This is a genomic window from Sphingobium chlorophenolicum, from assembly GCF_000722875.1.
Lineage (GTDB): Bacteria > Pseudomonadota > Alphaproteobacteria > Sphingomonadales > Sphingomonadaceae > Sphingobium > Sphingobium chlorophenolicum.
This window is the reverse complement of record NZ_JFHR01000040.1, coordinates 1-23,062: the sequence shown is the minus strand read 5'-3', so window position 1 is coordinate 23,062 and position 23,062 is coordinate 1. Positions and strand designations below refer to the sequence as shown.

Genomic DNA, 23,062 nt, shown 5'->3' with positions numbered 1-23,062 from the left:
GTGGCCTCTCCATTCTCTGGATTGGAAGATATCGCCATGTCCACTTCCCTGTTGCGGCCTCCTTCCCTGCTTCGCCTGCTGGGCGCCTGGCGCGCCGAGGACAGCGCCGAACCCGCCTATCGCCAATTGGCGCAGGCGCTGCGGATGCTGGTGCTGGACGGACGCATCGGCCTCAACGTCCGCCTGCCGGGGGAAAGGGAACTGGCCGCCGCGCTGGGCCTCAGCCGCACGACCATCGCCGCCGCCTTCGACAGGCTGCGCGATGAGGGCTTCCTGGAAAGCCGCCAGGGGTCGGGCAGCGTCACCCGCCTGCCCCCCGGCCGGATGGAACAGGACTTGCCGGACATCGATATGGTCAGCCAGGGCAATATCCTGAACTGGACCCATGCCGCGCTGCCCGCCGCGCCGGGCGTCGGCCGCGCCTATCAGGCGGCGGTGCAGACGCTGCCCGCCTTTCTGGGCGAACTGGGCTATGATCCGCTGGGCCTGCCGCCGCTGCGCCGGGCCATCGCGGCCTATTATGAGCGGCGGGGCTGTCCGACCAGCCCGGACCAGATCATCGTCACCAACGGCGCGCAGCAGGGATTTTCGCTGCTGATCCATTGGCTGGCGGGGCCGGGCGACCGGGCGGTGATCGACCATCCCACCTATCATAACGCGATCCAGGCGTTGCAGCGGGCCCATGTCGTGCCGGTGCCGGTGGGCCTGCCCGCCCAGGGGTGGGACATCGATGCGATGGAGGCGGCCTTCCGCCAGACCAGCCCGCGCTTCGCCTATATCATCGCCGATTTCCACAATCCCACCGGGCGCAGCATGGACCCTGCGACCCGCCGCGCATTGGTGGCCGCCGCCGCCCGCACCCACACGCCGCTGATCATCGATGAGACGATGGCGGCGATGGGGCTGGACAATATGCCGCCGCCGCCCGTCGCCGTGCACGATCCGTCGGGGCGGCAGGTCATCACTTTGGGTTCGGCCAGCAAGATCTTCTGGGGCGGACTGCGCGTCGGCTGGATTCGCGCCGATCCGCAGACTGTCGCGGCGCTGGGCCGCCTGCGCACGACGATGGACATGGCCAGCCCGGTGGTGGAGCAGCTTGCCGTCGCCCATCTGATCGACAGCGAAGAGGGGCTGGGCACGCGGGCGGAGATGCTGCGCGGACGCCGCGATCACCTGCTGGGGTTGATCGAACGGCATCTGCCGCACTGGCGCGTGGAATCGCCCGCCGGTGGCCTGTCGCTCTGGGCGGAACTGCCGCGTGGGGAAGCCACGGCGCTGGCCGCCATCGCCGAAAGCCATGGCGTGCGCGTGGCGCCCGGCCCGCGCTTCGGCGTCAGCGGGGCCTTCGAACGCTTTCTGCGCCTGCCCTTCACCTTGCCGGAGGAGCAATTGACGGCTGGCGTAGAGCGGCTGGCCGATGCCGATGCGCGGCTGCACGCCCGCTTGCCCCGCGGCCGCGATTCACTCGCCGCGGCGCTGGATGCCGACCGCCTGATCTAATCGCGGCGAAGGGGATCGAGGGCGCTGGACCTGCGCGCCCTCGGCTCAGCCGGGGCGACGGCCCCCGTGCCACGCGCCATATCCTCCAGCGCGGCGATCCGCTTTTCCGTTGCCGGATGGGTGGAGAAGAGTTCGCTCACATGCACCGGCACGATGTAAAGCTGGGCGGCGGCGGGATTGCGCTCCGCCACCGGATTGGGGATCATTTCCGCCCGCCCGGAAATCTTGGCAAGGGCGGAGGCGAGGGCGCGGGGATTGCCGCTGATCTCCGCACCCGCCCTGTCCGCGCCATATTCGCGGGTGCGGCTGATCGCCATCTGCACGATCATCGCCGCGAAGGGCGCGACGATCACCGCCAGCAAGGTGGCGAGGATATTGCCATGGCCATTTTCCTGATTGCCCCCGCGAAAGAACAACCCGAAATTGGCCAGCATCGAAATCGCGCCCGCAATGGTGGCGACCATCGTCATGATCAGCGTATCGCGGTTGCGCACATGGCCCAGTTCATGCGCCATCACGCCCGCCACTTCGTCCCGGCTCAGCATCGACAGCAGGCCGGTGGTGGCGGCGACGGCGGCATGGTCCGGATCGCGGCCGGTGGCGAAGGCGTTGGGATGCGGCTCATCGATCAGATAGACGCGCGGCATGGGCAGCCCGGCGCGCCGGGCCAGTTCCGCGACCAGATTATAATATTCTGGCGCGCTGGTCGCGTCGACCTCCCGCGCATTGTGCATCGACAGCACGATCCTGTCGGCGTTCCAGAAGGTGAAGAGGTTCATGCCAGCCGCCACCAGCAGCGCGATCACCGCGCCGCCGCCGCCGCCCAGCGTATAGCCCAATGCCATGAACAGCGCCGTCAGCGCCGACAACAGCATCATCGTCTTCATCCCACTCACTTGCGTAAATCTCCTTCACGGCCCAGATAGCGACCTGATTCCGAATATGGGGTCGCGATGACGCCCCCGCAATCGAAAGGATGGATCGATGGGAACCTTCAACGGCAAGCGCCCCGCGCATGTAAAGCCGCCCGCGCATCTTTCGAAGAGCCCGCCGGTGCCGCAGCCCGACCCGATCGACAGCCCCTCGCGCCATGACGAGGAATTGAGCCCGGTTCGCTATGGCGACTGGGAACGCAAGGGAATCGCTATCGATTTCTAATGTAGCCCGGAAAGACTCCCACAGTTCACCGCTGTTTGGGCACAGTTGACGATGGCCTGTGCCGCTGCTGCGAGCGGTCCCCTCCCGCACCTCTAGCCTTTTGCGCTGCAAAACGGGCAGGTTCTGTCCGAGAGGAAAAGCATGAATATGCCGGGGCGCGGACGAAGTGAACGTGGTTTCTGAAATCAATCCAAGGCCAGTGTCGGATTACGCGCCGGAGGATGCGGCGCTTCTGTGTGCAGTCGGTCGTCTGGTCTGTGCCTGGACGATGCTGGAACAGAGCCTGGAAGCAAAAGTCGCAATGATGCGGGAATCCATGGGGGATGTGCGGACCGTGGGCGCCCGGACCCGGCCGGGCATGACGAAACTGATGACCGAATTGCGGACCATGGTGTCCATGCGCGACCGTCGCAATGCCGGCGCGTTGATGGAAATATCGAATATCGAGCGCGACATGCAGAGGATCGACCGGTTCCGGTCGCTCATCATCGGCGGCTTTCAGCAGCCCGCGCCCGGCGGCTTCACATGCCGCGATGCGCGGAATAATCAGACGCATGTCTCGCTTGAGCAACTCGAAGCGGAGATCGGCTCCCTCGAAGGGGTGGCGCAGCGCTTGCTGGCCGTCTGAACGGGGTAAGCCATCTTCCATGCTTGATCTTTGCGCGGCGGAGAGCGAAGCCTTTCCGCGTGCCTAGCGAAAAAAACAGGAGCCTCATGTCCTACAAAGCGATTCGCAAAGCCGTCTTCCCTGTCGCGGGTCTCGGCACGCGCTTCCTTCCGGCGACCAAATCGGTTCCCAAGGAACTGCTGCCGGTCGTCGACCGTCCGCTGATCCAATATGCGGTGGACGAAGCGCGGGAGGCGGGGATCGAACAGATGATCTTCGTCACCGGCCGCGGCAAGGGCGCTATCGAGGATTATTTCGACATGGCGTTCGAGGCGGAGGCCACCCAGCGCGAACGGGGCAAGGATTTGTCGGCGCTGGACGGCACCCGCCTGTCACCGGGCAATGCGGTGTTCCTGCGCCAGCAGGAGCCGTTGGGCTTGGGCCACGCCATCTGGTGCGCCCGCGACATCGTGGGCGACGAACCGTTCGCGATCCTGCTGCCGGACGAATTCATGAAGGGCAAGCCCGGACGCGGCTGCCTGAAGCAGATGGTCGAGGCTTATGAAAAGGTCGGCGGCAATCTGGTCTGCGCGCTGGAAGTGCCGATGGCGGAGACGCCCAGCTACGGCGTGATCGATCCGGGCGCACGAGACGGCGCGCTGACCGAGGTGAAGGGACTGGTGGAAAAGCCTGCTGCGGGCACCGCACCCTCGAACCTGATCCTGCCCGGCCGCTACATCCTCCAGCCGGAGGTGATGAAGATACTAGAAACGCAGGAAAAGGGCGCAGGCGGGGAAATCCAGCTTACCGACGCCATGGCGTCCATGATCGGCACGCAGCCCTTCCACGGCGTCACCTTCGACGGACGCCGCTTCGACTGCGGGTCCAAGGCGGGTTATATCGAAGCGAATCTGGCCCTGGCCCTGGACCGCGAGGATATGGGCGAACATATCCGCAAGTTCGCGCTGGCGGAGCTGGGCGTCAGCGACATCGCCGCCGCGGCCTGAGGACCGCCTTTAGTCCTCCCTACGCGAAGCGTGGGGAGGGGGACCGCTCGCGCAGCGAGTGGTGGAGGGGAAATTCGGAGGTCGTGCCCCATCCCCTCCACCACGCTTCGCGCGGTCCCCCTCCCCATCTATCGATGGGGAGGAATAGGATGGGTCCGTTCTTCACCCAAACCCGCCCTTCAACCAACCTTCCTGAACAACCACCCAATCGTCGACCCGCCAGGCAGCGCTTCGGTCGTGACGACCAACTGCCGCGTGCCATGGGGTCGTCCTTCGGCGTCGGTCCAGAGGCTCTCCTCTATCGCCAGCTTCCCCGCATTGGCGCGGAATTGCCAGGTCGCGCCCGTATCGATGCGCAGCAAAGCGCCCATCCCGTCCGCCGTGGGCGTCGGCTCCACGCCGGGCGCCAGATGGAAGCGGAGATGGACCGGCAGCTTCACCGGCTTCCTCCGGCGGGCGGCGGGGGTCAGCATGTCTTCGCCCCGCACTTCCTTGCCGTCGCCGCTCATCAGCAGCAGGCGACGATGGACATAGCCCATGCGCCGGACATAGCCGTCATGCGACAGGTCCAGGCGGCTGCCGCCCTCGCTTTCCTGTCGGTTGATCTCGACCTCGGTCACGCCCTTGCCCAACGTCCCGTCGGGCAGCAGAGCCGTGGAATTGCTATCGTCCAGCACCAGCGTGCTGTGCGCGGCGGTGGTGCGCAGGCCCTGCGCCAGATCGCGGGGCATCCAGGCGCCTGCCAGCGCCGCGCCGCCGCAATTGACGATCAGCCGTTGCTGGCCGTCACTAATCTCGACCGCCCCGGTGGAGGCGCAGCCCGCATCCGCCAGTTGCGCGACCGGCGGCGGAGCGGCATCGACCTGCACCACCGTTCCCCCGGCGGCCAGCCGCTGATAGCCCCAGCCATTGGCCTGTCGCAGCGGACGGGCCCGCACCCGGCTGGCGCGGACGACCGCTTCGACGGCGGCCGGATCGATCGCGCCCGCGCCCTGCCAATTGCCAAGGCCGCCGTCGCCATGGGTCAGCCCCAGCAACGCCGGAACCGCCTTGGCCAGCGCCTCTTTCAGAAAAGGCGGCGCCTGTTCGCGCCGAACCTCATAGACCGCCGCGACCATGGTCAGCAGCATGATCGCTTCCATCTGGTCGAGCGGGGACCGGGAGATGATGCCGCCATCGACATGCAGGCCGCTGTCGAGCGCGCGTTTCAGGCCCGCTTCGCCGAACAGCTTGCGCGCCGCGCCGCCGGGCAGCAGCATCGACGCCGCGACGATCCCGCCCCAGGCGACCAGACGGGGCAGGCCGATATGCGCCTTGTCCGCGCCGCGGTCGAGATGGCGGGCGGTGCGGGCGATGCAGTTCAGCACCAGCGACCGGTAGACGAGATCGCTGGACGACAGGATCAGCGGCGCATGGGCCGACCAGAAGAGCAGCCGCCAGCCCGCATTGTCGGCGCGCCAGGCGGGTTCGCTGGGCGTGTCGGCATGGACGTCCAGCCATTTGCGCATTACCCCCTCGGCCAGCGGCGCGGCCTGTTCGCGGGTGGCGACGGTGGCCAGATCGCGCAGCCAATGAAAGCTGTGCAGATAGTCGGCAAAGCCCGGCATCAGGCCCAAATTGGCGAAATCCAGCTTGCCCAACGGCTGTTTCAGGCCCCGAAACAGGAAATATCCGGCGCGGATTGCCTGTCCCGCATGGGCATTGCCCGGAATCTCGTCGTCCGGCACCGCGAGCAGCTTGAGCGGATATTTCCCCTTCAGGCGGCGGCCGTGGATCGGCGTCTTCCAGCTTAGCAGGTAAAATCGGTTGGCGATCCGCTGGGCCAGCGAAAGCCCCTTGTCATCCGCGATGCGGATGAGCCGCTTGCCCTGTTCGATTCCGTCTTCCGGACCGGGTCCGGCCTCTTCCGGGACGGAATGGGGGGAAAGGCGGCGGCGGTCGCTCACCCGCCGCGCAGCGTCCGGATATTGTCGGCATAGGCGGCCGCGCCGCCGCGGAAGGTCGCGGTCCCCGCCACCAGCACGTCCGCGCCCGCCTCGATGGCGAGCGGGGCGGTCGTGAAATCGATGCCGCCGTCGACCTGCAAACGGATGTCGCGGCCTGACTTCTCGATCATCTTGCGGATCGCCTCGATCTTGCGAAGCTGGTTGGTGATGAAGCTCTGCCCGCCGAACCCGGGGTTGACGCTCATCACCAGGATCAGGTCGACGTCATCGATCAGATAATCCAGCATCTTCGCTGGAGTGCCGGGGTTCAGCACCACGCCCGCCTGCACGCCCAGCGACTTGATATGCTGGATCGACCGGTGGATGTGCGGACCGGCTTCGGGATGGACGGTCAATATGTCCGCGCCTGCTTCGGCAAAGGCGTTCAGATACTGGTCCACCGGGGATATCATCAGATGGACGTCGAAGGGCTTCTTCGTGTGCGGCCGCAACGCCTTCACCACGCCGGGGCCGATGGTGATGTTGGGCACGAAATGGCCGTCCATCACGTCGATGTGAATCCAGTCCGCGCCCGCTTCGTCGATGGCGCGAACCTCCTCGCCCAGACGGGCGAAATCGGCGGACAGGATGGAGGGCGAGATCAGGATCGGGCTGGTCATTTGACCTTCGGCCTTAGCCTTGGCCGCCGGGCAGGGCAACGTCCTATTAACGTTATTCACAGGCTTTTGCAGGCTGTGGACAGCGGCGGTCAGGACAGGATGAACAGCGTGGGATCGAGTCCCTTGGACGGCCCCGCGTCCTTGGGCAGGAACTGCTTGACGCCATGCAGGGCAACCACCTGATTTTGCTGTACAATGGGAGCGGCGATCAGGCGCATGGCGCATTCGCCGCCGCCCGCCGGGCGGATGTCCACGTCCAGCGTGAAGCCGCGCCGGTGGCGGATGGCGTAGGCGCGCAACTGCTCCATCGCGGCACAGCTTTCCGGCGCATAGAGAGACACGGCCAGCAGGCGGGGCACGACGCTGCCCCGCTCCAGCCCGAATATGTCATAGACCCCGTCGGTCCAGTTCAGACTGTCGTCGGCCAGATTGCAGTGCCACAGGCCGAGGCCCCGCTCCGCCAGCGCCTCGTCGTCCCGCGCCAGCCGGTCATCCAGCATCACCGGCGCCAGATGCTCGCGCAAGGCGTAGAGCGGCCAGCTATGATGCAGGGGCAGAGGCTCGGTAGGTCGCAAGGCGAGTCTTTCCTGGGTGCGCCATCGCACCATAAAGCAGGGTGGTTAAGCCTTAGTGGATAGCACGAGCCGCGCAACGAAAAAGCCGTCTGTGCCGCCCTGTTCCGCCAGCGTTTCGGGCAGGGTGCGGACCCAGCCCTGCGCCGTCGGGGCGATGCCTTCGGGCAGTTCGGCGGCATTGGCGGGGAGCGGCGCGAAATCGGGATGGGCGCTCAGGAACCGGGCGACCTGCTCCTCACCCTCCGCCTGTTCCAGCGAGCAGGTCGCGTAGATCAACGTGCCGCCGGGCGTCAGCCATTGGGCGGCGCGACCCAGAAGTTCGGCCTGCAATTCCGCCAGTTCCGCGATCTGGCGCGGGCCGATGCGGTGGAGCACGTCCGGGTGGCGGCGATAGATGCCGGTGGCGGAGCAGGGCGCGTCCAGCAGGATGGCGTCGACGGGACCATCCGGTGCCCATGCGCGAAGATCGGCCTGGACGACCTCTGCGGAAAGGCCGGTTCGGCCGAGATTTTCGCCAAGCCGTTCAAGCCGCTTTTTCGACTGGTCGACCGCCGTGACGCGCCAGCCGGCGGCGGCGAGTTGCATCGTCTTACCGCCGGGCGCGGCGCACAGGTCCAGGACGCGACGACCCTCCCCCGTGCCGAGCAGGTGGGCGGGGATGGAGGCGGCCAGATCCTGCACCCACCATGCGCCCTCGCCGAAACCGGGCAGATCAGGGATATTGGCCCCTTCCGGCAGGCGGACATGACCCGGCGCGAAACTCCTGCCGCCAAGTCGTTCGGCCCAATGGGCGGTCTCGCCGGCGTCGCGCAGGCTGAGGTCGACGGGCGGGCGCAGCGCATAGGCCGTCGCGGCGGCCAACGGCATGGCCTCGCCCCACTGGCCGCCCCAGCGCGCAGCAACTTCGGGCGGCAGCGTCGGGGGAGAGGGAAGCGTCGGATTCGCGCGGGTCAGCGTGCCGAACACGCCATGCACCAGCTTGCGCGGCCCGCCATCCACCAGCGGCAGGGCGGTGGCGATGGCGGCATGGGGCGCGGTGCCGAGCGCGATGGTCTGGATCAGCGCGATGCGCAGCACCATCCGGGCCTTGGCATCATGGGGCAGCGGCTGGCGCGTGGCGCTGTCGATCAGCGCATCCAGATCGGGCAGGTGACGCAGCGTTTCGGCGGCGATGGCATGGACCAGCGCGCGGTCGGCGGGTGGCAGACCCTGGCCGGCACCATGTAACGCAAGCTCGAGCGGATCGCCCCGACGCAGCACCGCATCCAGCAGGCGGAGCGCTGCACGGCGGGCGGGAAGGCCGGGGACGTCTTCGGGGCGGGATGGGCGAGGCATGGGGTGCGCCTACGGCAAAATGGGGCGAAAGTAACCACGGGTAGCAGAGAAACTTCCAATTCCTCCCTACGCGCAGCGTGGGGAGGGGGACCGTTCGCGCAGCGAATGGTGGAGGGGAAATTCGAAGGTCGTGCCCCTTCCCCTCCACCAGCCTTCGGCCGGTCCCCCTCCCCATCTACCGATGGGGAGGAACAGGATAGGTCCGCTCTCCACCTGTTCGACCCATGCCCATGCTCTCAACAACCTCACCCCAACCCCACCTCACCCTTCCGAAACGGCGTCCTCTCCGCCAACCAGAGCCGATCCCGCTGCACGCCCTGCCGCTCCGCCTCCAGAAAGTCGGACACAGCCCGGCGAAATCCGGCATTGGGAATGAAATGCGCGGAAAAGGTCGGTTCCGGCACATAACCCCGCGCCAGTTTGTGCCCGCCCTGCGCGCCCGCCTCCACCCGTTTCAGCCCATGGGCGATGGCGATATCGATCGCCTGATAATAGCATAGCTCGAAATGCAGATTGGGCACATCCTCGGTACAGCCCCAATAGCGCCCATAAAGCGTATCCGCGCCGATCAGGTTCAGCGCCCCCGCAATCGGCCGCCCATGGCGCAGCGCCAGCACCAGCATCACCCGCTCGGCCATGCTCTCCCCCAACAGGGAAAAGAAGGCGCGGGTCAGATAGGGCCTTCCCCATTTGCGCGCCCCGGTATCCTGATAGAAGGTCCAGAAAATATCCCAATGCGCCTCGGTCAGCGCCGCGCCGGTCAGATGGACGATTTCCAGCCCCTCGACCGCCCGTTCGCGTTCCTTGCGGATATTCTTGCGCTTGGCGCTCGACAGATCGGCCAGAAAGTCGCTGAAATCGCCATAACCGCGATTGGTCCAGTGGAACTGGCTGTCCTCCCGGATCAGCCATCCCGCCGCCTCGAACAGCGGCACCTGCTCCGGCGCGACGAAGGTCGCATGGGCGGAGGAGAGCCGGTTCTGCTCCACCACCGCCTCGATCCCCGCGATCAGCGCCGGAGCCAGGAGCTCGTCGCGCAGCAGCAATCGCGGCCCCGGCACCGGCGAAAAGGGGGAGGCGATCTGGATCTTCGGATAATATTGCCCGCCCGCCCGTTCCCAGGCGTCGGCCCAGCCATGGTCGAACACATATTCGCCCTGGCTGTGGCTCTTGCCGTAAAGCGGCGCGGCGGCGGCGATCCGCCCGTCCGGCCCGTCGATCACCAGCGGCAGCGGTTGCCATCCGCTATCGCCGCCGACGCTGCCGGACCGTTCCAGCGCGGCCAGGAAATCCCAGCTCATGAAGGGATTGGCGTCCCCCGCGCAGGCGTCCCACTCCTCACGCGGCAATTCCGTCACGCCCTGCGCCAGACGCGCCACGCACTCAGTCATGCGACCGCTCGAAGATGATCTGATCGGCATGCAGCGCGGCGCGGGCGCGCTCCTCCTCGCTCCGCACGGTCCATGTCAGCACGGGCACGCCCCTCCGGCGGGCGCGGCTGGACAGGGAGGAGGGCAGGTCGCGAATATCACAGGCGATGAAATCGGGTCTCGCAGCCCAAAGTGCAAGGGCGCGCCCGATGGCGCCGCGCCAGCCGCGCCTGCCCTGGTGCGTGACCACCAGTCCCCGCGCCACGGCGGGACGGTGGCTCCTGAACCAGCGCATCGCCACCGGATTGAAGGACATGACCGCCGCCAGCGTCTTGGGCCGCCGGGCCAGATCGTCGGCAACCGCCGCGCAGGTCGGCGCGACATTCCGCCCGTCCACCTTGATCTCGATGAGCAGCGGAACATCCGTCCCGCACAGGTCCAGCAGCGCCCGCAGGCGCGGAACGCCGCCGCCATCGGGCAGCATCAGCCGGTCTATCGCCCCGGCATCATGATCCTGTACGGCCCCATTCTCACCGGTCATGCGCCGCAGCGCCGCGTCGTGGAAGACGATGGCGACCCCGTCGCGACTGACCCGCACATCGCATTCGATGCCGAAACCGGCGGCGACGGCGGCCGTGAAGGCCGCCATGCCGTTTTCGCTGACCCGCCCCCCATGCAGCCCGCGATGGGCGAAGGGGCGGGCGGTCAGGAAGGGAAAGGCGTCAGGCCGGGCGGACAAGGACGACAGCGTCGATCTCGACCGCCGCGCCCAGCGGCAGCACTGGCACGCCCACCGCGCTGCGGGCATGCTTGCCCGCCTCGCCGAAGACCTCGACCATCAGTTCGGACGCGCCATTGGCGACCTTGGGCTGGTCGGTGAATTCGGGCGTGCTGCTGATGAAGGCGCCCAGCTTCACGATCCGCTCGACCCGGTCCAGACTGCCCAGCGCGGCCTTCATCTGGGCGATCAGGTTCAGGCCGCAGGCCCGCGCCGCCTTGACGCCATAATCCAGGTCGCGATCCTCGCCCAGCCGGCCGGTCATCAACTGGCCGTCGGACAGGGATATCTGCCCGGAAATATGCAGCAGGCCGTTCGCCTCCACCGCCGCGACATAGGCGGCGACGGGCGCGGCGGCGGCGGGCAGGGCGATGCCCAGTTCGGCAAGACGGGCTTCGATGCTCATGCGGACGCTCCTTGGGTGTTTTGGGGTGCTGAAATTTCGGGAGCCGGTCCTTCGGCCAGCCGCGCCGCGATCCAGGCTTCGGCGGCGGCCCAGTCGTCGATCCGCGCATGGGCGTGCGAGGCTGCCGGAATCTTGTCGGCGATCTCCGGCTCGCCCACCATATGCAGGCGCCAGACGTTCGGCGCATGCTCCGCGACGGAGGCATGATGCTGTCCCAGATCGTCGATGAACAGAGCGACGTCGGGCTGGCGCTCCGCCAATATGGCGGCCAGCGGCGGGCCCTTGCCCCCCTGGTTCCAATGCACCGGCATATGCAGGCCATGGGCGGCCAGTTGCTGTTCGCGCGGCCGGTGATGCCGTTCGGTGATGTTGGTCAGGACCACGATGTCCGCGATCCGGCTCAGGCGGCCCATCGCCTCCACCGCCCCGGTTATCGGCTTCTGGCGATGCATCTGCGTTTCGAAAAAGCCCAGCAGCAATTCCCAGACCAGCGCCCGCTCCACCGGCTTTCCGCTGTCCTTGTGGCGCAGCGCCTCGGCAAAGCCGCGGTCGCGCATGTCGAAATGGATATCATGGCTTTCCTCCAGCCACTCCCGGAACGGGACGACCATGTGCAGCAGCACTTCGTCGCAATCGGTGATGATCAACGGGCGTTTCATGCGATGAGCGACTCCTTCGCGGCAATCAGGTCTTGCGCCGTGCTGCCGATGCTTTGGGCGCAGGCGATCAGGTCCGGCTCATGATCGGCCAGGAAAGCCAGCACCGCGCCCAATATCGCCGGATCGCCCACGCCTGCCCGAAGCGCTTCGGCGTCCAGCCCGGTCAGCGCCAGCAGCCGGTCGGCGCGCCGGTCGTCCGCCAACGTCCATGCAAGCGCCATCAGCGCCAGCACGGATGGCTCTTGCGCCTCGCTTCGACTATGTTGCTTGCCATGGTTAATGTCGGGACGCATGATTGATCTCGGAAAGGGGCGGGCTTAGGAAGCGCGCTTCCATATGGTGGCGGATTTCTCCAAACGCGGGTGACTGGTGGCAAAGCGCGTGCTCGTTGTCGAGGACAACGAACTCAATCTCAAACTTTTTTGCGACCTGCTGCGCGCGCACGGGCGGGAAGTGCTGCCGCTGCGCGACGGGCGCGACCTGCTGCCGCAGGCGCGGGAATTCCATCCGGACCTGGTGATCACCGACATCCACCTGCCGCATGTCAGCGGGCTGGACCTGATCGTTTCCCTAAAGCAGGACGCGCAACTGGCGTCCGTGCCGATCATGGCCGTCACCGCCTACGCCGGACACGGCGACGAGGAACGAATCCGCGAGGCCGGGGCGCAGGCCTATGTGTCCAAGCCGATTTCCGTGCTGCGCTTCGTAGAACAGGTAAACGCCCTGCTATAAAAATCCTCCCTATGCGAAGCATGGGGAGGGGGACCGCCGCCGAAGGCGGTGGTGGAGGGGAAATACGCAGGTCGTGCCCCCTTCCCCTCCACCACGCTTCGCGCGGTCCCCCTCCCCATCTACCGATGGGGAGGAAAAAGGATAAATTTCACCTCAACCGCACAAAAAAAGGGCCACGTGAACTATCACGCGGCCCTTTCCACCATCTCAACCAGCCTTACTTACCGGCCTTGTACCGCTCGATCGCTTCCAGCGTGATGCGCCGCGCATCTTCCGCGCCGCCCCAGGTGCCGACGCGCACCCACTTCTGCTTTTCCAGATCCTTATAATGGGTGAAGAAATGCTCGATCTGCTCCATCACGATGCCGGGCAGGTCGTCCTTCTCGTCCACATTATGATAATAGGGAAAAGTCTTGTTGTCCGGCACGCAGACCAGCTTCTCGTCGCCGCCGGCTTCGTCTTCCAGGTTCAGCACGGCGATGGGACGGGCGCGCACGACCGAACCGGGCACGAAGGGCGAGCGGGCGATGACCAGCGCGTCCAGCGGATCGCCGTCGGGCGACAGCGTGTGCGGCACGAAGCCGTAATTGGCCGGATAACGCATCGGCGTATGCAGGATGCGGTCCACGAACAGAGCGCCCGACGCCTTGTCGAACTCATATTTGACGGGTTCGCCGCCAACCGGCACCTCGATGATGACATTCAGGCTGTTTGGCGGATCGTCGCCGACCGGAATCAGTTCGATATTCATGGACTATAAGCCTTTGTAAACGCGTTGCTCTCTGGGGTGATTATGTTTTCGGTTTCAGCAGCCGGTCCAGGCTGCCTTCACCCTCTCCCATTTTTTCGAGGCGCGGATAGCGCAGGCCGCCGGAATAAGCGAGGCTCAAAGTGCGATAATATTTGTCCTGCTTGAGGATGATCTGGAGCGGCTTTCCGGACCTGATCGCCGCCTTGAACACTTCGCCGGAATATTCGTCGCCGTTGATCGCCACGATCTTCGATCCGATCGCCAGCCCCGCCTTGAAGGCCGCGCTGTCCCAGACGACGTTGGAAATCTCGCCGTCATTCTTGACGATCATGCCGATGCCGAAACTCTGGTCAGTGAACTTGCCCGAACCCTCGGCCGCCTTGGTGATGGCGCCCGGCGTGTCGCCATAGACCAGCCTGTAGCCGCCCAGCGCAAATCCGCCCTTGGGCGTTTCCTTGGTCGTGCTGTCGACATATTTCTGGAAGAATCCCGCCCAGTCATAGGGCGCGATGCCGTTCAGCGTCCTGATCACATCCCCGCGATTATAGACGACCTGCCCCCAATCGCCGGGGTTGATACCGAAGAAAGCCTGCGCGAAATCATCCAGCCCCTTCGCGCCCTTGCTCTGCTGCCGGATGATGGCGTCCGCCTCCAGCCAGATCATCAGCCCTTCATTATAATAATCCTCCGACCGCTGCCAGCTCGACCAGCCCTTGGGCCGCCGGGCGGAGATGATCGGGTCATGGGTTGTATCCTCCATCGGCCGCCATTCGCGCCCCCGCGCCGTGTCCAGCTTGGCCGCGATATGGGCATAGGCATCCAGCGTCTCTTGCTTGGAAAACAACCCCGACCGCGCGCCCAGAACATAGCCCCAGAATTGCGTCTGCCCCTCATAGACCCACAGCAGATTATCCTGCATCGGCACGTTGAAATCGGGCGTCCACAGCAGGTCCGGGCGGCGGAACTTGCCGTCCCAGCTATGGGTAAATTCATGCGGCAACAGGTTGCGGTCCAGCAGCGCGTCGCCATCGCCCCATTTCTTGAAATAGCCCGGCTCCACCTGATTTTCCGAAGACCGGTGATGTTCCAGCCCGATGCCGCCCATCTCGTCGGTAATGGAAAGCAGGAAATCATAATGGTCGAAATGATAGGCGCCGAACAGCGCGCCCGCTTCATCGACCAGCTTCTTGTGCTTGGCGATCTGATCGGGCTTGGCGTCCAGCTCGTCGGCGTCGTCCGCGACGATGTTGAGCGTCACATTATGCCCTAGATCGACCGGCTTGAAATACAGCCCCGCAAAGACCGGCGAATCCTGCAACGCCTCATAATCGATCGTCTCATAGGCGACGGTCGACCCGCTCTTCTTGCCCCGCAAAGCCGTCGCCGCCTGCCACCCATCGGGATAGGTGACGGTCGCCTGGACCGGAATCTGCCGCGTATAATAGCCCGCCGGATAGAGCGACACCGACTCCCACTGGATGTTCAGCATCTTGGGCGTTACCACCACGCGGCCCTGATTGGGCTGGGTGGCGGACAGGAACTGGAAGGACGCGACCACCTGTTTCACCCCCTGCGGCACGTCGATCACGAAGCCATAGACGTTCAGCGGATCGCGCTTCCACGCCAGCGGCTTGCCGTCGGCGGTGAAGGTCAGGCCGGTCAGCTTCTCTATCGCCCCCCGCGGCGCATGATTGCCCGGCAGCCATTGCGGCATCAGCAGCGTCATCGGCCCGGCGGCGGCGACCGGAATGGTCTCCTTCACGCGGAAGATGCGCTGCACCGTATCGGTGGCGTCGACCTCCAGCCTGATCGTGCCGCCGGGATAGGGAACATCATTAGGGGTGGGCGCGGCATTGTCGACCGGCAGTGCGGTCGGCCTGGACCGGATCGCGTCCTGCGCGATCAGCGGTCCCGAAATGGCCGTGGAAAGGAAAAGGGCGGCAGCAAGGCTGCGGATCATGAACATCTCCGAAAATGCTTTGCGGTCGAACGACCGTATAATAACAGAATGGCGAGCCAGAACCGCCGCGTCCACCCCCAACTATTTTACGATGAAAAAGCGCGTTTCCTTGATCCATCTTTATCGTTAAAGGCGCTGCCCCATGGCCAAGATCGAAACGCCGCGTCCAAAGACCCCTAATGCTGTGCGCGGCACGCAGGATATGCTGGGCGGCACCGCCGAAGCGTTCCAGGAACGCTTCGCCCATGTCGTCGCGACCTTCGACCGGGTGCGCAGGCTCTACGGATTCCAGCGGGTGGAGGTGCCCGTCTTCGAATCGACGGCGGTGTTCGCCCGCTCGCTGGGCGAAAGCACCGACGTCGTGTCGAAGGAAATGTACACGTTCGAGGATCGCGGCGGCGACAGCATCACCCTGCGCCCCGAATTCACGGCGGGCATCAGCCGCGCCTATATCACCAACGGCTGGCAGCAATATGCGCCGCTCAAAGTGGCGGCCCACGGCCCGCTTTTCCGCTACGAGCGCCCGCAAAAGGGCCGTTTCCGCCAGTTCCACCAACTCGACGCCGAAATCATCGGCGCGGGCGAGCCGGGCGCGGACGTGGAACTGCTGGTGCTGGCCGACCAGTTGCTGCGCGAACTGGGCGTGTCGGAAGGCGTGACGCTCAACCTCAACACGCTGGGCGACGCGGAGAGCCGCGAAGCCTGGCGCGCCGCGCTGATCGCCCATTTCGAGGCGCATCGCGACCAGCTTTCGGAAGAAAGCATCGACCGCCTGCACCGCAATCCGCTGCGCATCCTCGACAGCAAAGACCCCCGCGACCGCCCGGTGGCCGACAGCGCGCCGGACATCGACGCCTATCTCACCGACGAAGCGCGCAGCTTCTTCGAAAAGGTTACAGCGGGTCTGGACGCGGCGGGCGTGGCATGGGAACGCAATGCCCGTCTGGTGCGCGGCCTTGATTATTATCGCCACACCGCCTTCGAATTCATCACCGACCGGCTCGGCGCGCAGGGCACGGTGCTGGGCGGCGGGCGCTATGACGGGCTGATCGAGAATCTGGGCGGCCCCTCCACCCCGGCGGTCGGCTGGGCGGCGGGGATCGAGCGGCTGGCGATGCTGATCGATACGCCTCCGGCCGACCTGCTGAACGTCATCATGGCGGTGGAGGACGATGCCGCCCTGCCTGCGGCCCAGAAGATCATCGCGACGCTGCGGCGCAAGGGCATTTCCGCCGACATGATCGCGACGGGATCACCCAGAAAGCGCTATGACAAGGCGACCAAGGTCAATGCGCATGTTCTGCTGTCCCTTCGTTCAAAGGACGGACAGATCGCAGCGCGCACCCAGTCTGCGACGATGAACGATGCGCTGGTTGCGGTGAAGGCAACGCTCGCCGATCTGAACTATCAGGCCGATTGATGCACATTTCCGCCGAACGCATCGCGCAGATCGAGGCGCGCCGGGACGAGGTGCAGGCGTCGATGACGCGTGCCGACCTCGCGCCGGAGGAGTTCGTGCGGCTGTCGAAGGAATATGCGGAGATCGAGCCGGTGGCCAAGGCCGCCCATGAAGTCCGCCGTCTCCGCCAGGAACTGAGCGCGCTCGAATATATGGCGGGCGGCGAGGATGCGGATTCCGATCCGCTGATGCGCGAAATGGCGCAGGAGGAAATGCAACTGATCAAGAGTCGGTTGCCCGACGCCGAACGCGCCCTCGCGCTGCAATTGCTGCCGAAGGATGCCGCCGACGCCCGCCCGGCCATGCTGGAAATCCGCGCAGGCACCGGCGGCGACGAAGCCGCCCTGTTCGCAGGCGACCTGTTTCGCATGTACCAACGCTATGCCGACGCGCAGGGCTGGAAGATGGAACTCATCTCCGCCAACGCCTCCGAAGTGGGCGGTTATAAGGAAGTGGTCGCCAGCGTCACCGGGGTTGGCGTTTTCGCCAAGCTGAAGTTCGAAAGCGGCGTCCACCGCGTCCAGCGCGTCCCCGTCACCGAAAGCGGGGGCCGCATCCACACGTCGGCGGCGACCGTCGCGGTGCTGCCGGAACCGGAGGAGGTCGACGTCCAGATCGCCGACAGCGACCTCAAGATCGACATCTACCGGGCATCCGGCGCGGGCGGCCAGCACGTCAACACCACCGATTCCGCCGTGCGCATCACCCACTTGCCCAGCGGCATCGTCGTGACGCAGCAGGACGAACGATCCCAGCACAAGAACAAGGCGAAGGCGATGCAGGTGCTGCGCGCCCGCATCTATGAAGTGGAACGCGAACGCGCCCAGAGCGAACAGGCCGGAGCGCGCAAGGCGATGGTCGGTTCCGGCGACCGTTCCGAACGCATCCGCACCTATAATTTCCCGCAGGGCCGGGTGACGGACCACCGCATCAACCTGACCCTGCATCGCCTGCCCGAAATATTGGAAGGACCGGGCCTGTCCGAAGTCATCGACGCGCTGGTGGCGGAGGACGAAGCCGCCCGCCTCGCCCAACTGGACGGCGTGGCGTGACCCCACCTTTCTCCCCTCCCGCAGGCGGGAGGGGCCGGGGGTGGGTAGCGAGCGAAGCGAGCCAGCGGAACCGGGCAAGATGACCAAAATCCCCGAAACTCTCCGCACCGCCACCGAACGCCTGACTCCCATCAGCGCCACCCCGCGCCTGGACGCCGAACTGCTCCTCGCCCACGCGCTGGACATCGACCGCAACGACCTGCTGCTACGCCAGCGCGACCTCAGCGTCCCGCCCGGCTTCGAAACCCTCCTCCAACGCCGCCTCACCGGCGAACCCATCGCCTATATCACCGGCACCCGCGATTTCTGGACGATCAGCCTGCACGTCACCCCCGACGTCCTTATCCCCCGCCCGGACACGGAAACCCTGATCGAAGCCGCCCTCGACCATTTCGGCGCGCGAAGCCCAGCCCGCATCCTCGATCTCGGCACCGGCTCCGGCGCGCTGCTGCTCGCCGCGCTCAGCCAATGGCCGCAGGCGAGGGGAACGGGGGTCGACATCTCCCCCGCCGCCCTCGCCGTGGCGCAGGGCAATGCCGACCGCCTCGGTCTCGGCGAACGCGCCGCCTTCCGCCTCGGCAACTGGGCGGAGGGGCTTGAAGGCCCCTTCGACCTGATCCTCATCAACCCCCCCTATATCGCCCGCGACATCGCGCTGGCGGGCGACGTCCTGCACGAACCCGAAACCGCCCTTTTCGCGGGAGCGGAGGGGTTGGACGATTATCGCAGCATCGCCCCGGCGCTGCCGCGCCTGCTCGCGCCCGACGGCATGGCCGCGATAGAGATCGGCTATGACCAGCGGCTTTCGGTTTCAGCCCTGCTTGCCGATCAAGGACTTAGCGTTGCATCGCGCCGCGATCTCGCGGGCCACGACCGCTGCCTGATGGCGACGCCGGCCCGGCCAAGCTGACGCGGCGAAGGATTTGCGCTTCCCCAAGCTAAAATTGCTTGGTTTATGGCCTGGAAGCCACTACATGGGGCTTAGGGACGGCACTATCCTGAGGATCTGCCCCGTGGGCGTAGCCGAGAAAAGGCCGTTTTCCCGCTCCTTCAAAGTCACGACGGCGCTGCTGCGCAGGCGCCTCTGGCAGGTCAAGGGCATAGGCCGATTGCTCGGTCCCTGCCCGGCGGAGCCTTATCCGGCCTGATGGTCAGGCCGTGCTGAAGGATGGCGACTGAACAGTGTTTTTCCGTGAATGATGGCAAAGTGAACGCAAGGATCAGCTCTTGATCAACAACAGGCAGGCCGGCCGCCGGAATCGCGGCCGGAACAATAATGGCGGTCGTCCCAATGGTGGCAACCGGGGCGGCGGCGACAATGGCAACCGTATCGACAGCCGCGCACGCGGCAATGCGGCCCAGCTTCTTGAAAAATACAAGAATATGGCCCGCGATGCCCAGATGGCGGGCGACCGGGTGAATGCGGAATATTATCTGCAATTCGCCGACCATTATTTCCGCGTCCTTGCCGACAACCGCGCCCGGCAGGAGGAGCAGCAACAGCGCTTCCGCCCCCGCGACGATAGTTTCGACGAGAATTTCGACGATTTCGACGCCGGCGATGAAGGCGGCGATGACGGGCGCGTCGATCAGTCCTTCGACCGTGGGCAGGATTTCGACCGCCGCCGCGAAGAGCAGCGCGACTATCGCGAGGGCCGCAACGACCGCAACCGTCGCGACCGCAATGAACGCAATGACCGGCGCCGTGAACGTCCGGCGGCGGAGGAAGCGGCGGAACAGCCCCGGCCCCAGATAGCCGCCGAACCGGTCGCCCCCGAACCGCAGGCCGAAGCGGAACCTCGCGCTCGTCGCGGTCGTCCGCGCAAGGCGACCGCGAACGAAGAGGAACAGGGCGGCCTGGACCTCGCCGTGCTTCCGCCGTCGATTGCCCGCGCCGACAATGACGCGGAACCCGCCGCGGAAGCGCCGCGCAAGCGCACCCGCCGCGCCCGTCCGGCGGCCGAAGCAGCCGAATAAGGCTCTTTCCCGCCCGACGGCAGGATGATGACAGGATGAAAAAGGGGGGATGGCGCCGACGCGCTGTCCCCCTTTTCCTATTTTCGATGGATCAGGCTTCGGGCAAGGGACGCGGCCGGTGATTTTCGTCCAGCGCGACGAAGGTGAACAGCCCGCTCGTCAATTCGACCTTCGCGGCCTTCCGCCCCCGCGTCGCGACCACGTCGATCCGAACGGCGACGGACGTCCGCCCCCGCCGTTCCTCATGGGCATAGACCGACACGATATCCCCCAGCAGGATCGGGGCGATGAAGGTCATGCTCTCTATCGCCACCGTCGCGACCGGCCCCTGCGCGATCCGCGCAGCCACGATGCCGCCCGCTATGTCCATCTGGCTCAACACCCAACCGCCGAAGATATGCCCGTTGGTGTTGATGTCCGTCATATGCGGCACGACCCGCAACACCACTTCGCCTCTTTGCTCAGTCATTCATGGAATCCTCGTCTTTCATCCGGTCCAGCACCTGTTCGTCATGCCCGGTTCCGCTGGACAGAAATGCCAGCGCCATCAAACCCGTCCCCAGCATGAAGGTCAACCAGACCCCCAATATGGTCGCGATGATCATATGGATCGGCATCGGTCCCGCCCACCAGCGCAGGAACAGCAGCGCCGCCCCCACGCACAGCGCGCCGGTCAGCGCCATCCACCCCATGATGCGGCGGAATCGCCGCCAGGCGGTCCTTGCAATCTCCGGATCATCAAGGGCTTGTTTGCGCGTCATCCCTTTCCTTTGGAGTGTGAAAGTGGGATCATCAAGGGACTGAGGCATTTAGTCGACAGGCAGGGAGACGGACCATGACGATCGCGGCGATTTTGCAACGCAAGGGACAGGATGTCGTCCAGGCGCAATCGAGCGACACGGTCCTTTCCGTGGTGCGATTGCTGGCCCAGCGGCGGATCGGCTGCGTGCCGGTGGTGGACGACGGCAGGGTGGTCGGCATCTTTTCCGAACGCGACCTGGCCTATCGCGTGGCGCAGGAGGGCGCGGCGGTGCTGGACCGCCCGGTGGGGGAGATCATGACCGCCCCTGCCATCACCACGGACGGGCGGACGCCCGTCAACCATTGCCTGTCGCTGATGACGAAACGGCGCATCCGCCACTTGCCCGTCGTGGTCGACGGCGCGCTGGTGGGGCTGGTTTCGATCGGCGACCTCGTCAAGTTCCGCATCGACAGCATCGAATCCGAAGCCGCCGCCCTGCGCGATTATATCCAGACGGCCTGATCCGTCTCAGGCGGGCGCCTCCACCGGCGGTGCCCGCCGCGCGACCAGCGTCACCAGTTCCATCAGCGTTCCCCTTGCGCACAGCATCAGCGCGGCCAGAAAGGCCAGACCGCCCGCCGGCACCAATATCCCCAGCCGAATCGGCGCGCTCAGGGGCGGCAGCAGCCGGTCGATCCCCATCACCGCCGCCGCCATCAACATCGAACAGCCAAGCCCCGGCGCCGCCGCCCGCATCAGGTCGACCAGCCGCAGCCCCATCGGCCCGCCCGCCAGCCGTGCCGTCACCAACGTGAAAATCGGAAAGGCGCAAAGCCATGCCCAGGCCAGCCCGATGGCCCCGAACCGGATCCCGATGAAGAAAGCCACCGGCATCAGCACTGCCCCCACCGCCGCGACCCGCGCCGTCGTCCCCGGCCGGCCCAGCGCATTGCTGACCGGCGCGAACATCACCTGCAACGTCATGAACGGCATGGCGAGCGCCAGAATCGCGACGAAGGGCGCCATATCCCGCCATTTCGCGCCGAACAGCGTCTCGACCAGCGGCCCGGCCGTCACCGCCATCCCCAGATAGACCGGGCAGCTTATCAGCAGCAGCAACCGCACCGCCTTGCAAAAGGACCATGCGATTCGCGCCGGATCTTTCTGCATTCGGGCATAGGCGGGAAAGGCGACATCGTTCAGCGGCGGAATGAATTTGCTGACGAAAATCTGCGTCAGGAAGAGCGCCTCGGCATAGAGACCCAGTTGATGCGGCTCCAACACGCGCCCGCCGATGAAGATGTCGGCCTGACTCTGCACGATCCAGAATAGCTGCCCGCCCAGCAGCGATGCGCCATAGGCCACCATCGCCCCCGTCCCGCGAAAATCGAAGCTGGGAATGGGCATGAACCCGGTCGCCAGCACATAGCCGATTCCCTTGACCCAGAAGCCCGCGATCGGCGCGAACACCAATGTCCACACGCCCCAGCCCGACAGCGCCCCTGTCAGCGCCACCGCCGCCGAAGCCACGGCCGCGATCAGGTTGACCAGCGCGGGCCGCCGGAAATCCATCGCCCGCCCCATGATCGCTTCGGGAATCGAGATGAAGGGCGTCGACAGATAGAGCAGCGCCTGCACCCGCAGCAGATCCGCAACCATCGGCTGCTCATAATAGCTGGCGGCCAGGGGCGCGACGGCCAGTTGCGCCAAAGCCAGCCCGCCGTTCAGCAACAGCATGATGCCGAAGGCCTGCCGCAATTTATGGGTTTCTATCGTCTCCGACTGCACCAGCGCGCTCACCAGCCCATAGCCGTTGAGGAAGGTCGCGAAATTCAGAATCACCTGCGTCATGGCGAACAGGCCGTAATCGGCGGGATCGAGCAGCCGGATCACCGCCAGAGTCACGACCCAACTCAGCATCTGCGCCAGAATCTGGCTCCCCGACCGCCAGAGAATCGCGCTCCTGATCCTTGTGCCAAAACCCGCGTCGTCCGCGTCGGCGTCCTGCAAACCCATTTTCATTCCCATTTTCCGGGCGTTCATGCCCCGTGCAATCGCTCTATCGGCCAAGTCCCAAGAAATTCTGAAATAAAATTGCAAAAAGGGTTTGACGGTTCGGGAAGCCCTCCATATATGCGCCTTCACCGACGCGGCGCTGCCCCACTGGGACGGCGGAACGACGGTCGCCAACATAGACGGACGCTGGTCCCCCGGAACGCAAGGAACGGGGTGGGATAGCTGTCCGGTTTGGTTGTCGGGTTCTTTGACATTGTTGATTGATGAAGGGACATGTGGGCGGCGGCTCCGGTTATCTACGGCTTTCAGGCGTAGGTGGATCGGTTAAAATAGCCGTTTCTCACAATGTCCTTACGTAACCATGTAAGAAATT

At 65.6% G+C, this 23,062-nt stretch carries 25 protein-coding genes; 10 read left to right on the top strand and 15 right to left on the bottom strand.

Features of this window, described 5'->3' with window-relative positions; translation table 11 throughout:
* Positions 1 to 36: 36 nt before the first annotated feature.
* Complete coding sequence (gene yczR, locus BV95_RS15650; RefSeq protein ID WP_037453948.1) at positions 37 to 1,500, top strand: MocR-like transcription factor YczR; 1,464 nt, start codon at positions 37 to 39, stop codon at positions 1,498 to 1,500.
* Here yczR and htpX read toward each other — a convergent pair.
* Positions 1,497 to 2,396: a zinc metalloprotease HtpX gene (gene htpX / locus BV95_RS15645; protein ID WP_234703206.1), complete on the bottom strand. Its 900-nt coding sequence runs from the start codon at positions 2,394 to 2,396 to the stop codon at positions 1,497 to 1,499. The two genes, yczR and htpX, sit on opposite strands and share 4 nt — an antisense overlap.
* Before the next feature lie 88 nt (positions 2,397 to 2,484).
* Between htpX and BV95_RS23230 the strand changes: the two genes are divergently transcribed.
* The 3 genes from BV95_RS23230 to BV95_RS15635 all read left to right on the top strand — a co-directional run bounded on the left by BV95_RS23230 (position 2,485) and on the right by BV95_RS15635 (position 4,272).
* Positions 2,485 to 2,658, top strand: coding sequence for a DUF1674 domain-containing protein (locus BV95_RS23230; RefSeq protein WP_013847977.1), 174 nt, complete (start codon positions 2,485 to 2,487; stop codon positions 2,656 to 2,658).
* 199 nt (positions 2,659 to 2,857) lie between these two features.
* Positions 2,858 to 3,286, top strand: a complete 429-nt coding sequence (locus BV95_RS15640; RefSeq protein ID WP_037453942.1) for a hypothetical protein — start codon at positions 2,858 to 2,860, stop codon at positions 3,284 to 3,286.
* 86 nt (positions 3,287 to 3,372) lie between these two features.
* On the top strand, positions 3,373 to 4,272 hold the full coding sequence (locus tag BV95_RS15635; protein WP_037453939.1) for a UTP--glucose-1-phosphate uridylyltransferase: 900 nt from the start codon (positions 3,373 to 3,375) through the stop codon (positions 4,270 to 4,272).
* Between the two features lie 179 nt (positions 4,273 to 4,451).
* On the opposite strand, the gene BV95_RS15630 is transcribed toward BV95_RS15635, so the two are convergent.
* The 9 genes from BV95_RS15630 to BV95_RS15590 form a co-directional block, all read right to left on the bottom strand.
* Positions 4,452 to 6,218 (bottom strand): heparinase II/III family protein, encoded by a 1,767-nt coding sequence (locus BV95_RS15630; protein WP_037453936.1) that lies wholly within the window; start codon positions 6,216 to 6,218, stop codon positions 4,452 to 4,454.
* Positions 6,215 to 6,877: a ribulose-phosphate 3-epimerase gene (gene rpe / locus BV95_RS15625; protein WP_037453934.1), complete on the bottom strand. Its 663-nt coding sequence runs from the start codon at positions 6,875 to 6,877 to the stop codon at positions 6,215 to 6,217. The genes BV95_RS15630 and rpe overlap by 4 nt, the downstream gene beginning before the upstream one ends.
* 89 nt (positions 6,878 to 6,966) lie before the next feature.
* A complete protein-coding gene (locus tag BV95_RS15620; protein WP_037453931.1) occupies positions 6,967 to 7,452 on the bottom strand; it encodes a hypothetical protein in 486 nt (161 codons plus the stop codon).
* Between the two features lie 45 nt (positions 7,453 to 7,497).
* A complete protein-coding gene (locus BV95_RS15615; RefSeq protein WP_037453929.1) occupies positions 7,498 to 8,787 on the bottom strand; it encodes an RsmB/NOP family class I SAM-dependent RNA methyltransferase in 1,290 nt (429 codons plus the stop codon).
* A 245-nt stretch (positions 8,788 to 9,032) separates the two neighbouring features.
* On the bottom strand, positions 9,033 to 10,178 hold the full coding sequence (locus tag BV95_RS15610; RefSeq protein ID WP_037453927.1) for a GNAT family N-acetyltransferase: 1,146 nt from the start codon (positions 10,176 to 10,178) through the stop codon (positions 9,033 to 9,035).
* Positions 10,171 to 10,896 (bottom strand): glycerophosphodiester phosphodiesterase family protein, encoded by a 726-nt coding sequence (locus BV95_RS15605; RefSeq protein ID WP_037453925.1) that lies wholly within the window; start codon positions 10,894 to 10,896, stop codon positions 10,171 to 10,173. The genes BV95_RS15610 and BV95_RS15605 overlap by 8 nt, the downstream gene beginning before the upstream one ends.
* Positions 10,880 to 11,341 carry a RidA family protein gene (locus BV95_RS15600; protein ID WP_037453923.1) on the bottom strand — a complete coding sequence of 154 codons (462 nt, stop codon included), beginning with the start codon at positions 11,339 to 11,341 and terminating at the stop codon, positions 10,880 to 10,882. The genes BV95_RS15605 and BV95_RS15600 overlap by 17 nt, the downstream gene beginning before the upstream one ends.
* A complete protein-coding gene (locus tag BV95_RS15595; protein ID WP_037453921.1) occupies positions 11,338 to 12,000 on the bottom strand; it encodes a hypothetical protein in 663 nt (220 codons plus the stop codon). Before BV95_RS15595 ends, BV95_RS15600 begins: the two co-directional genes overlap by 4 nt.
* On the bottom strand, positions 11,997 to 12,293 hold the full coding sequence (locus BV95_RS15590) for a DUF3572 domain-containing protein (protein ID WP_037453918.1): 297 nt from the start codon (positions 12,291 to 12,293) through the stop codon (positions 11,997 to 11,999). Before BV95_RS15590 ends, BV95_RS15595 begins: the two co-directional genes overlap by 4 nt.
* Before the next feature lie 76 nt (positions 12,294 to 12,369).
* Here BV95_RS15590 and BV95_RS15585 point away from each other — a divergent pair, with 76 nt between their 5' ends.
* Positions 12,370 to 12,732, top strand: a complete 363-nt coding sequence (locus BV95_RS15585; RefSeq protein ID WP_174269602.1) for a response regulator — start codon at positions 12,370 to 12,372, stop codon at positions 12,730 to 12,732.
* Positions 12,733 to 12,949: 217 nt separating this feature from the next.
* On the opposite strand, the gene ppa is transcribed toward BV95_RS15585, so the two are convergent.
* Entirely contained in the window at positions 12,950 to 13,483 is a 534-nt protein-coding gene (ppa, locus tag BV95_RS15580) for an inorganic diphosphatase (protein ID WP_037453916.1), read from the bottom strand.
* Between the two features lie 40 nt (positions 13,484 to 13,523).
* A complete protein-coding gene (locus BV95_RS15575; protein ID WP_037453913.1) occupies positions 13,524 to 15,443 on the bottom strand; it encodes a M61 family metallopeptidase in 1,920 nt (639 codons plus the stop codon).
* Between the two features lie 142 nt (positions 15,444 to 15,585).
* Here BV95_RS15575 and hisS point away from each other — a divergent pair, with 142 nt between their 5' ends.
* From hisS to BV95_RS15555, 4 genes are all read left to right on the top strand, one after another.
* On the top strand, positions 15,586 to 16,863 hold the full coding sequence (gene hisS, locus BV95_RS15570; protein ID WP_037453910.1) for a histidine--tRNA ligase: 1,278 nt from the start codon (positions 15,586 to 15,588) through the stop codon (positions 16,861 to 16,863).
* Complete coding sequence (gene prfA, locus BV95_RS15565) at positions 16,863 to 17,954, top strand: peptide chain release factor 1 (protein WP_037453907.1); 1,092 nt, start codon at positions 16,863 to 16,865, stop codon at positions 17,952 to 17,954. The genes hisS and prfA overlap by 1 nt, the downstream gene beginning before the upstream one ends.
* A 79-nt stretch (positions 17,955 to 18,033) precedes the next feature.
* The gene (gene prmC, locus BV95_RS15560) at positions 18,034 to 18,864 is read left to right on the top strand and encodes a peptide chain release factor N(5)-glutamine methyltransferase (RefSeq protein ID WP_037453904.1); all 831 of its coding nucleotides are present in this window, start codon (positions 18,034 to 18,036) and stop codon (positions 18,862 to 18,864) included.
* Between the two features lie 317 nt (positions 18,865 to 19,181).
* The gene (locus BV95_RS15555) at positions 19,182 to 19,931 is read left to right on the top strand and encodes a DUF4167 domain-containing protein (RefSeq protein WP_037453901.1); all 750 of its coding nucleotides are present in this window, start codon (positions 19,182 to 19,184) and stop codon (positions 19,929 to 19,931) included.
* Positions 19,932 to 20,022: 91 nt separating this feature from the next.
* Here the strand turns inward: BV95_RS15555 and BV95_RS15550 are convergent, their stop codons facing one another.
* Positions 20,023 to 20,400 (bottom strand): acyl-CoA thioesterase, encoded by a 378-nt coding sequence (locus BV95_RS15550; RefSeq protein ID WP_037453897.1) that lies wholly within the window; start codon positions 20,398 to 20,400, stop codon positions 20,023 to 20,025.
* A complete protein-coding gene (locus BV95_RS15545; protein WP_037453894.1) occupies positions 20,393 to 20,692 on the bottom strand; it encodes a hypothetical protein in 300 nt (99 codons plus the stop codon). Before BV95_RS15545 ends, BV95_RS15550 begins: the two co-directional genes overlap by 8 nt.
* 74 nt (positions 20,693 to 20,766) lie before the next feature.
* Here BV95_RS15545 and BV95_RS15540 point away from each other — a divergent pair, with 74 nt between their 5' ends.
* Entirely contained in the window at positions 20,767 to 21,195 is a 429-nt protein-coding gene (locus BV95_RS15540) for a CBS domain-containing protein (protein ID WP_013848196.1), read from the top strand.
* Between the two features lie 6 nt (positions 21,196 to 21,201).
* Here BV95_RS15540 and BV95_RS15535 read toward each other — a convergent pair whose 3' ends face one another.
* Positions 21,202 to 22,689 (bottom strand): lipopolysaccharide biosynthesis protein, encoded by a 1,488-nt coding sequence (locus BV95_RS15535; protein ID WP_174544489.1) that lies wholly within the window; start codon positions 22,687 to 22,689, stop codon positions 21,202 to 21,204.
* Between the last annotated feature and the right edge of the window lie 373 nt (positions 22,690 to 23,062).

Excerpts from the sequence above, each read along its gene's own strand:
- BV95_RS15600 (WP_037453923.1), bottom strand. The coding sequence starts at position 11,341 with ATGAGCATCGAAGCCCGTCTTGCCGAACTGGGCATCGCCCTGCCCGCC.
- BV95_RS15610 (WP_037453927.1), bottom strand. The coding sequence starts at position 10,178 with ATGACTGAGTGCGTGGCGCGTCTGGCGCAGGGCGTGACGGAATTGCCG.
- rpe (WP_037453934.1), bottom strand. The coding sequence starts at position 6,877 with ATGACCAGCCCGATCCTGATCTCGCCCTCCATCCTGTCCGCCGATTTC.
- ppa (WP_037453916.1), bottom strand. The coding sequence starts at position 13,483 with ATGAATATCGAACTGATTCCGGTCGGCGACGATCCGCCAAACAGCCTG.
- BV95_RS15590 (WP_037453918.1), bottom strand. The coding sequence starts at position 12,293 with ATGCGTCCCGACATTAACCATGGCAAGCAACATAGTCGAAGCGAGGCG.
- BV95_RS15535 (WP_174544489.1), bottom strand. The coding sequence starts at position 22,689 with ATGGGTTTGCAGGACGCCGACGCGGACGACGCGGGTTTTGGCACAAGG.
- BV95_RS15575 (WP_037453913.1), bottom strand. The coding sequence starts at position 15,443 with ATGATCCGCAGCCTTGCTGCCGCCCTTTTCCTTTCCACGGCCATTTCG.
- prfA (WP_037453907.1), top strand. The coding sequence starts at position 16,863 with ATGCACATTTCCGCCGAACGCATCGCGCAGATCGAGGCGCGCCGGGAC.
- BV95_RS15550 (WP_037453897.1), bottom strand. The coding sequence starts at position 20,400 with ATGACTGAGCAAAGAGGCGAAGTGGTGTTGCGGGTCGTGCCGCATATG.
- BV95_RS15595 (WP_037453921.1), bottom strand. The coding sequence starts at position 12,000 with ATGAAACGCCCGTTGATCATCACCGATTGCGACGAAGTGCTGCTGCAC.
- BV95_RS15545 (WP_037453894.1), bottom strand. The coding sequence starts at position 20,692 with ATGACGCGCAAACAAGCCCTTGATGATCCGGAGATTGCAAGGACCGCC.
- prmC (WP_037453904.1), top strand. The coding sequence starts at position 18,034 with ATGACCAAAATCCCCGAAACTCTCCGCACCGCCACCGAACGCCTGACT.
- BV95_RS15615 (WP_037453929.1), bottom strand. The coding sequence starts at position 8,787 with ATGCCTCGCCCATCCCGCCCCGAAGACGTCCCCGGCCTTCCCGCCCGC.
- hisS (WP_037453910.1), top strand. The coding sequence starts at position 15,586 with ATGGCCAAGATCGAAACGCCGCGTCCAAAGACCCCTAATGCTGTGCGC.
- yczR (WP_037453948.1), top strand. The coding sequence starts at position 37 with ATGTCCACTTCCCTGTTGCGGCCTCCTTCCCTGCTTCGCCTGCTGGGC.
- BV95_RS23230 (WP_013847977.1), top strand. The coding sequence starts at position 2,485 with ATGGGAACCTTCAACGGCAAGCGCCCCGCGCATGTAAAGCCGCCCGCG.
- BV95_RS15635 (WP_037453939.1), top strand. The coding sequence starts at position 3,373 with ATGTCCTACAAAGCGATTCGCAAAGCCGTCTTCCCTGTCGCGGGTCTC.
- BV95_RS15540 (WP_013848196.1), top strand. The coding sequence starts at position 20,767 with ATGACGATCGCGGCGATTTTGCAACGCAAGGGACAGGATGTCGTCCAG.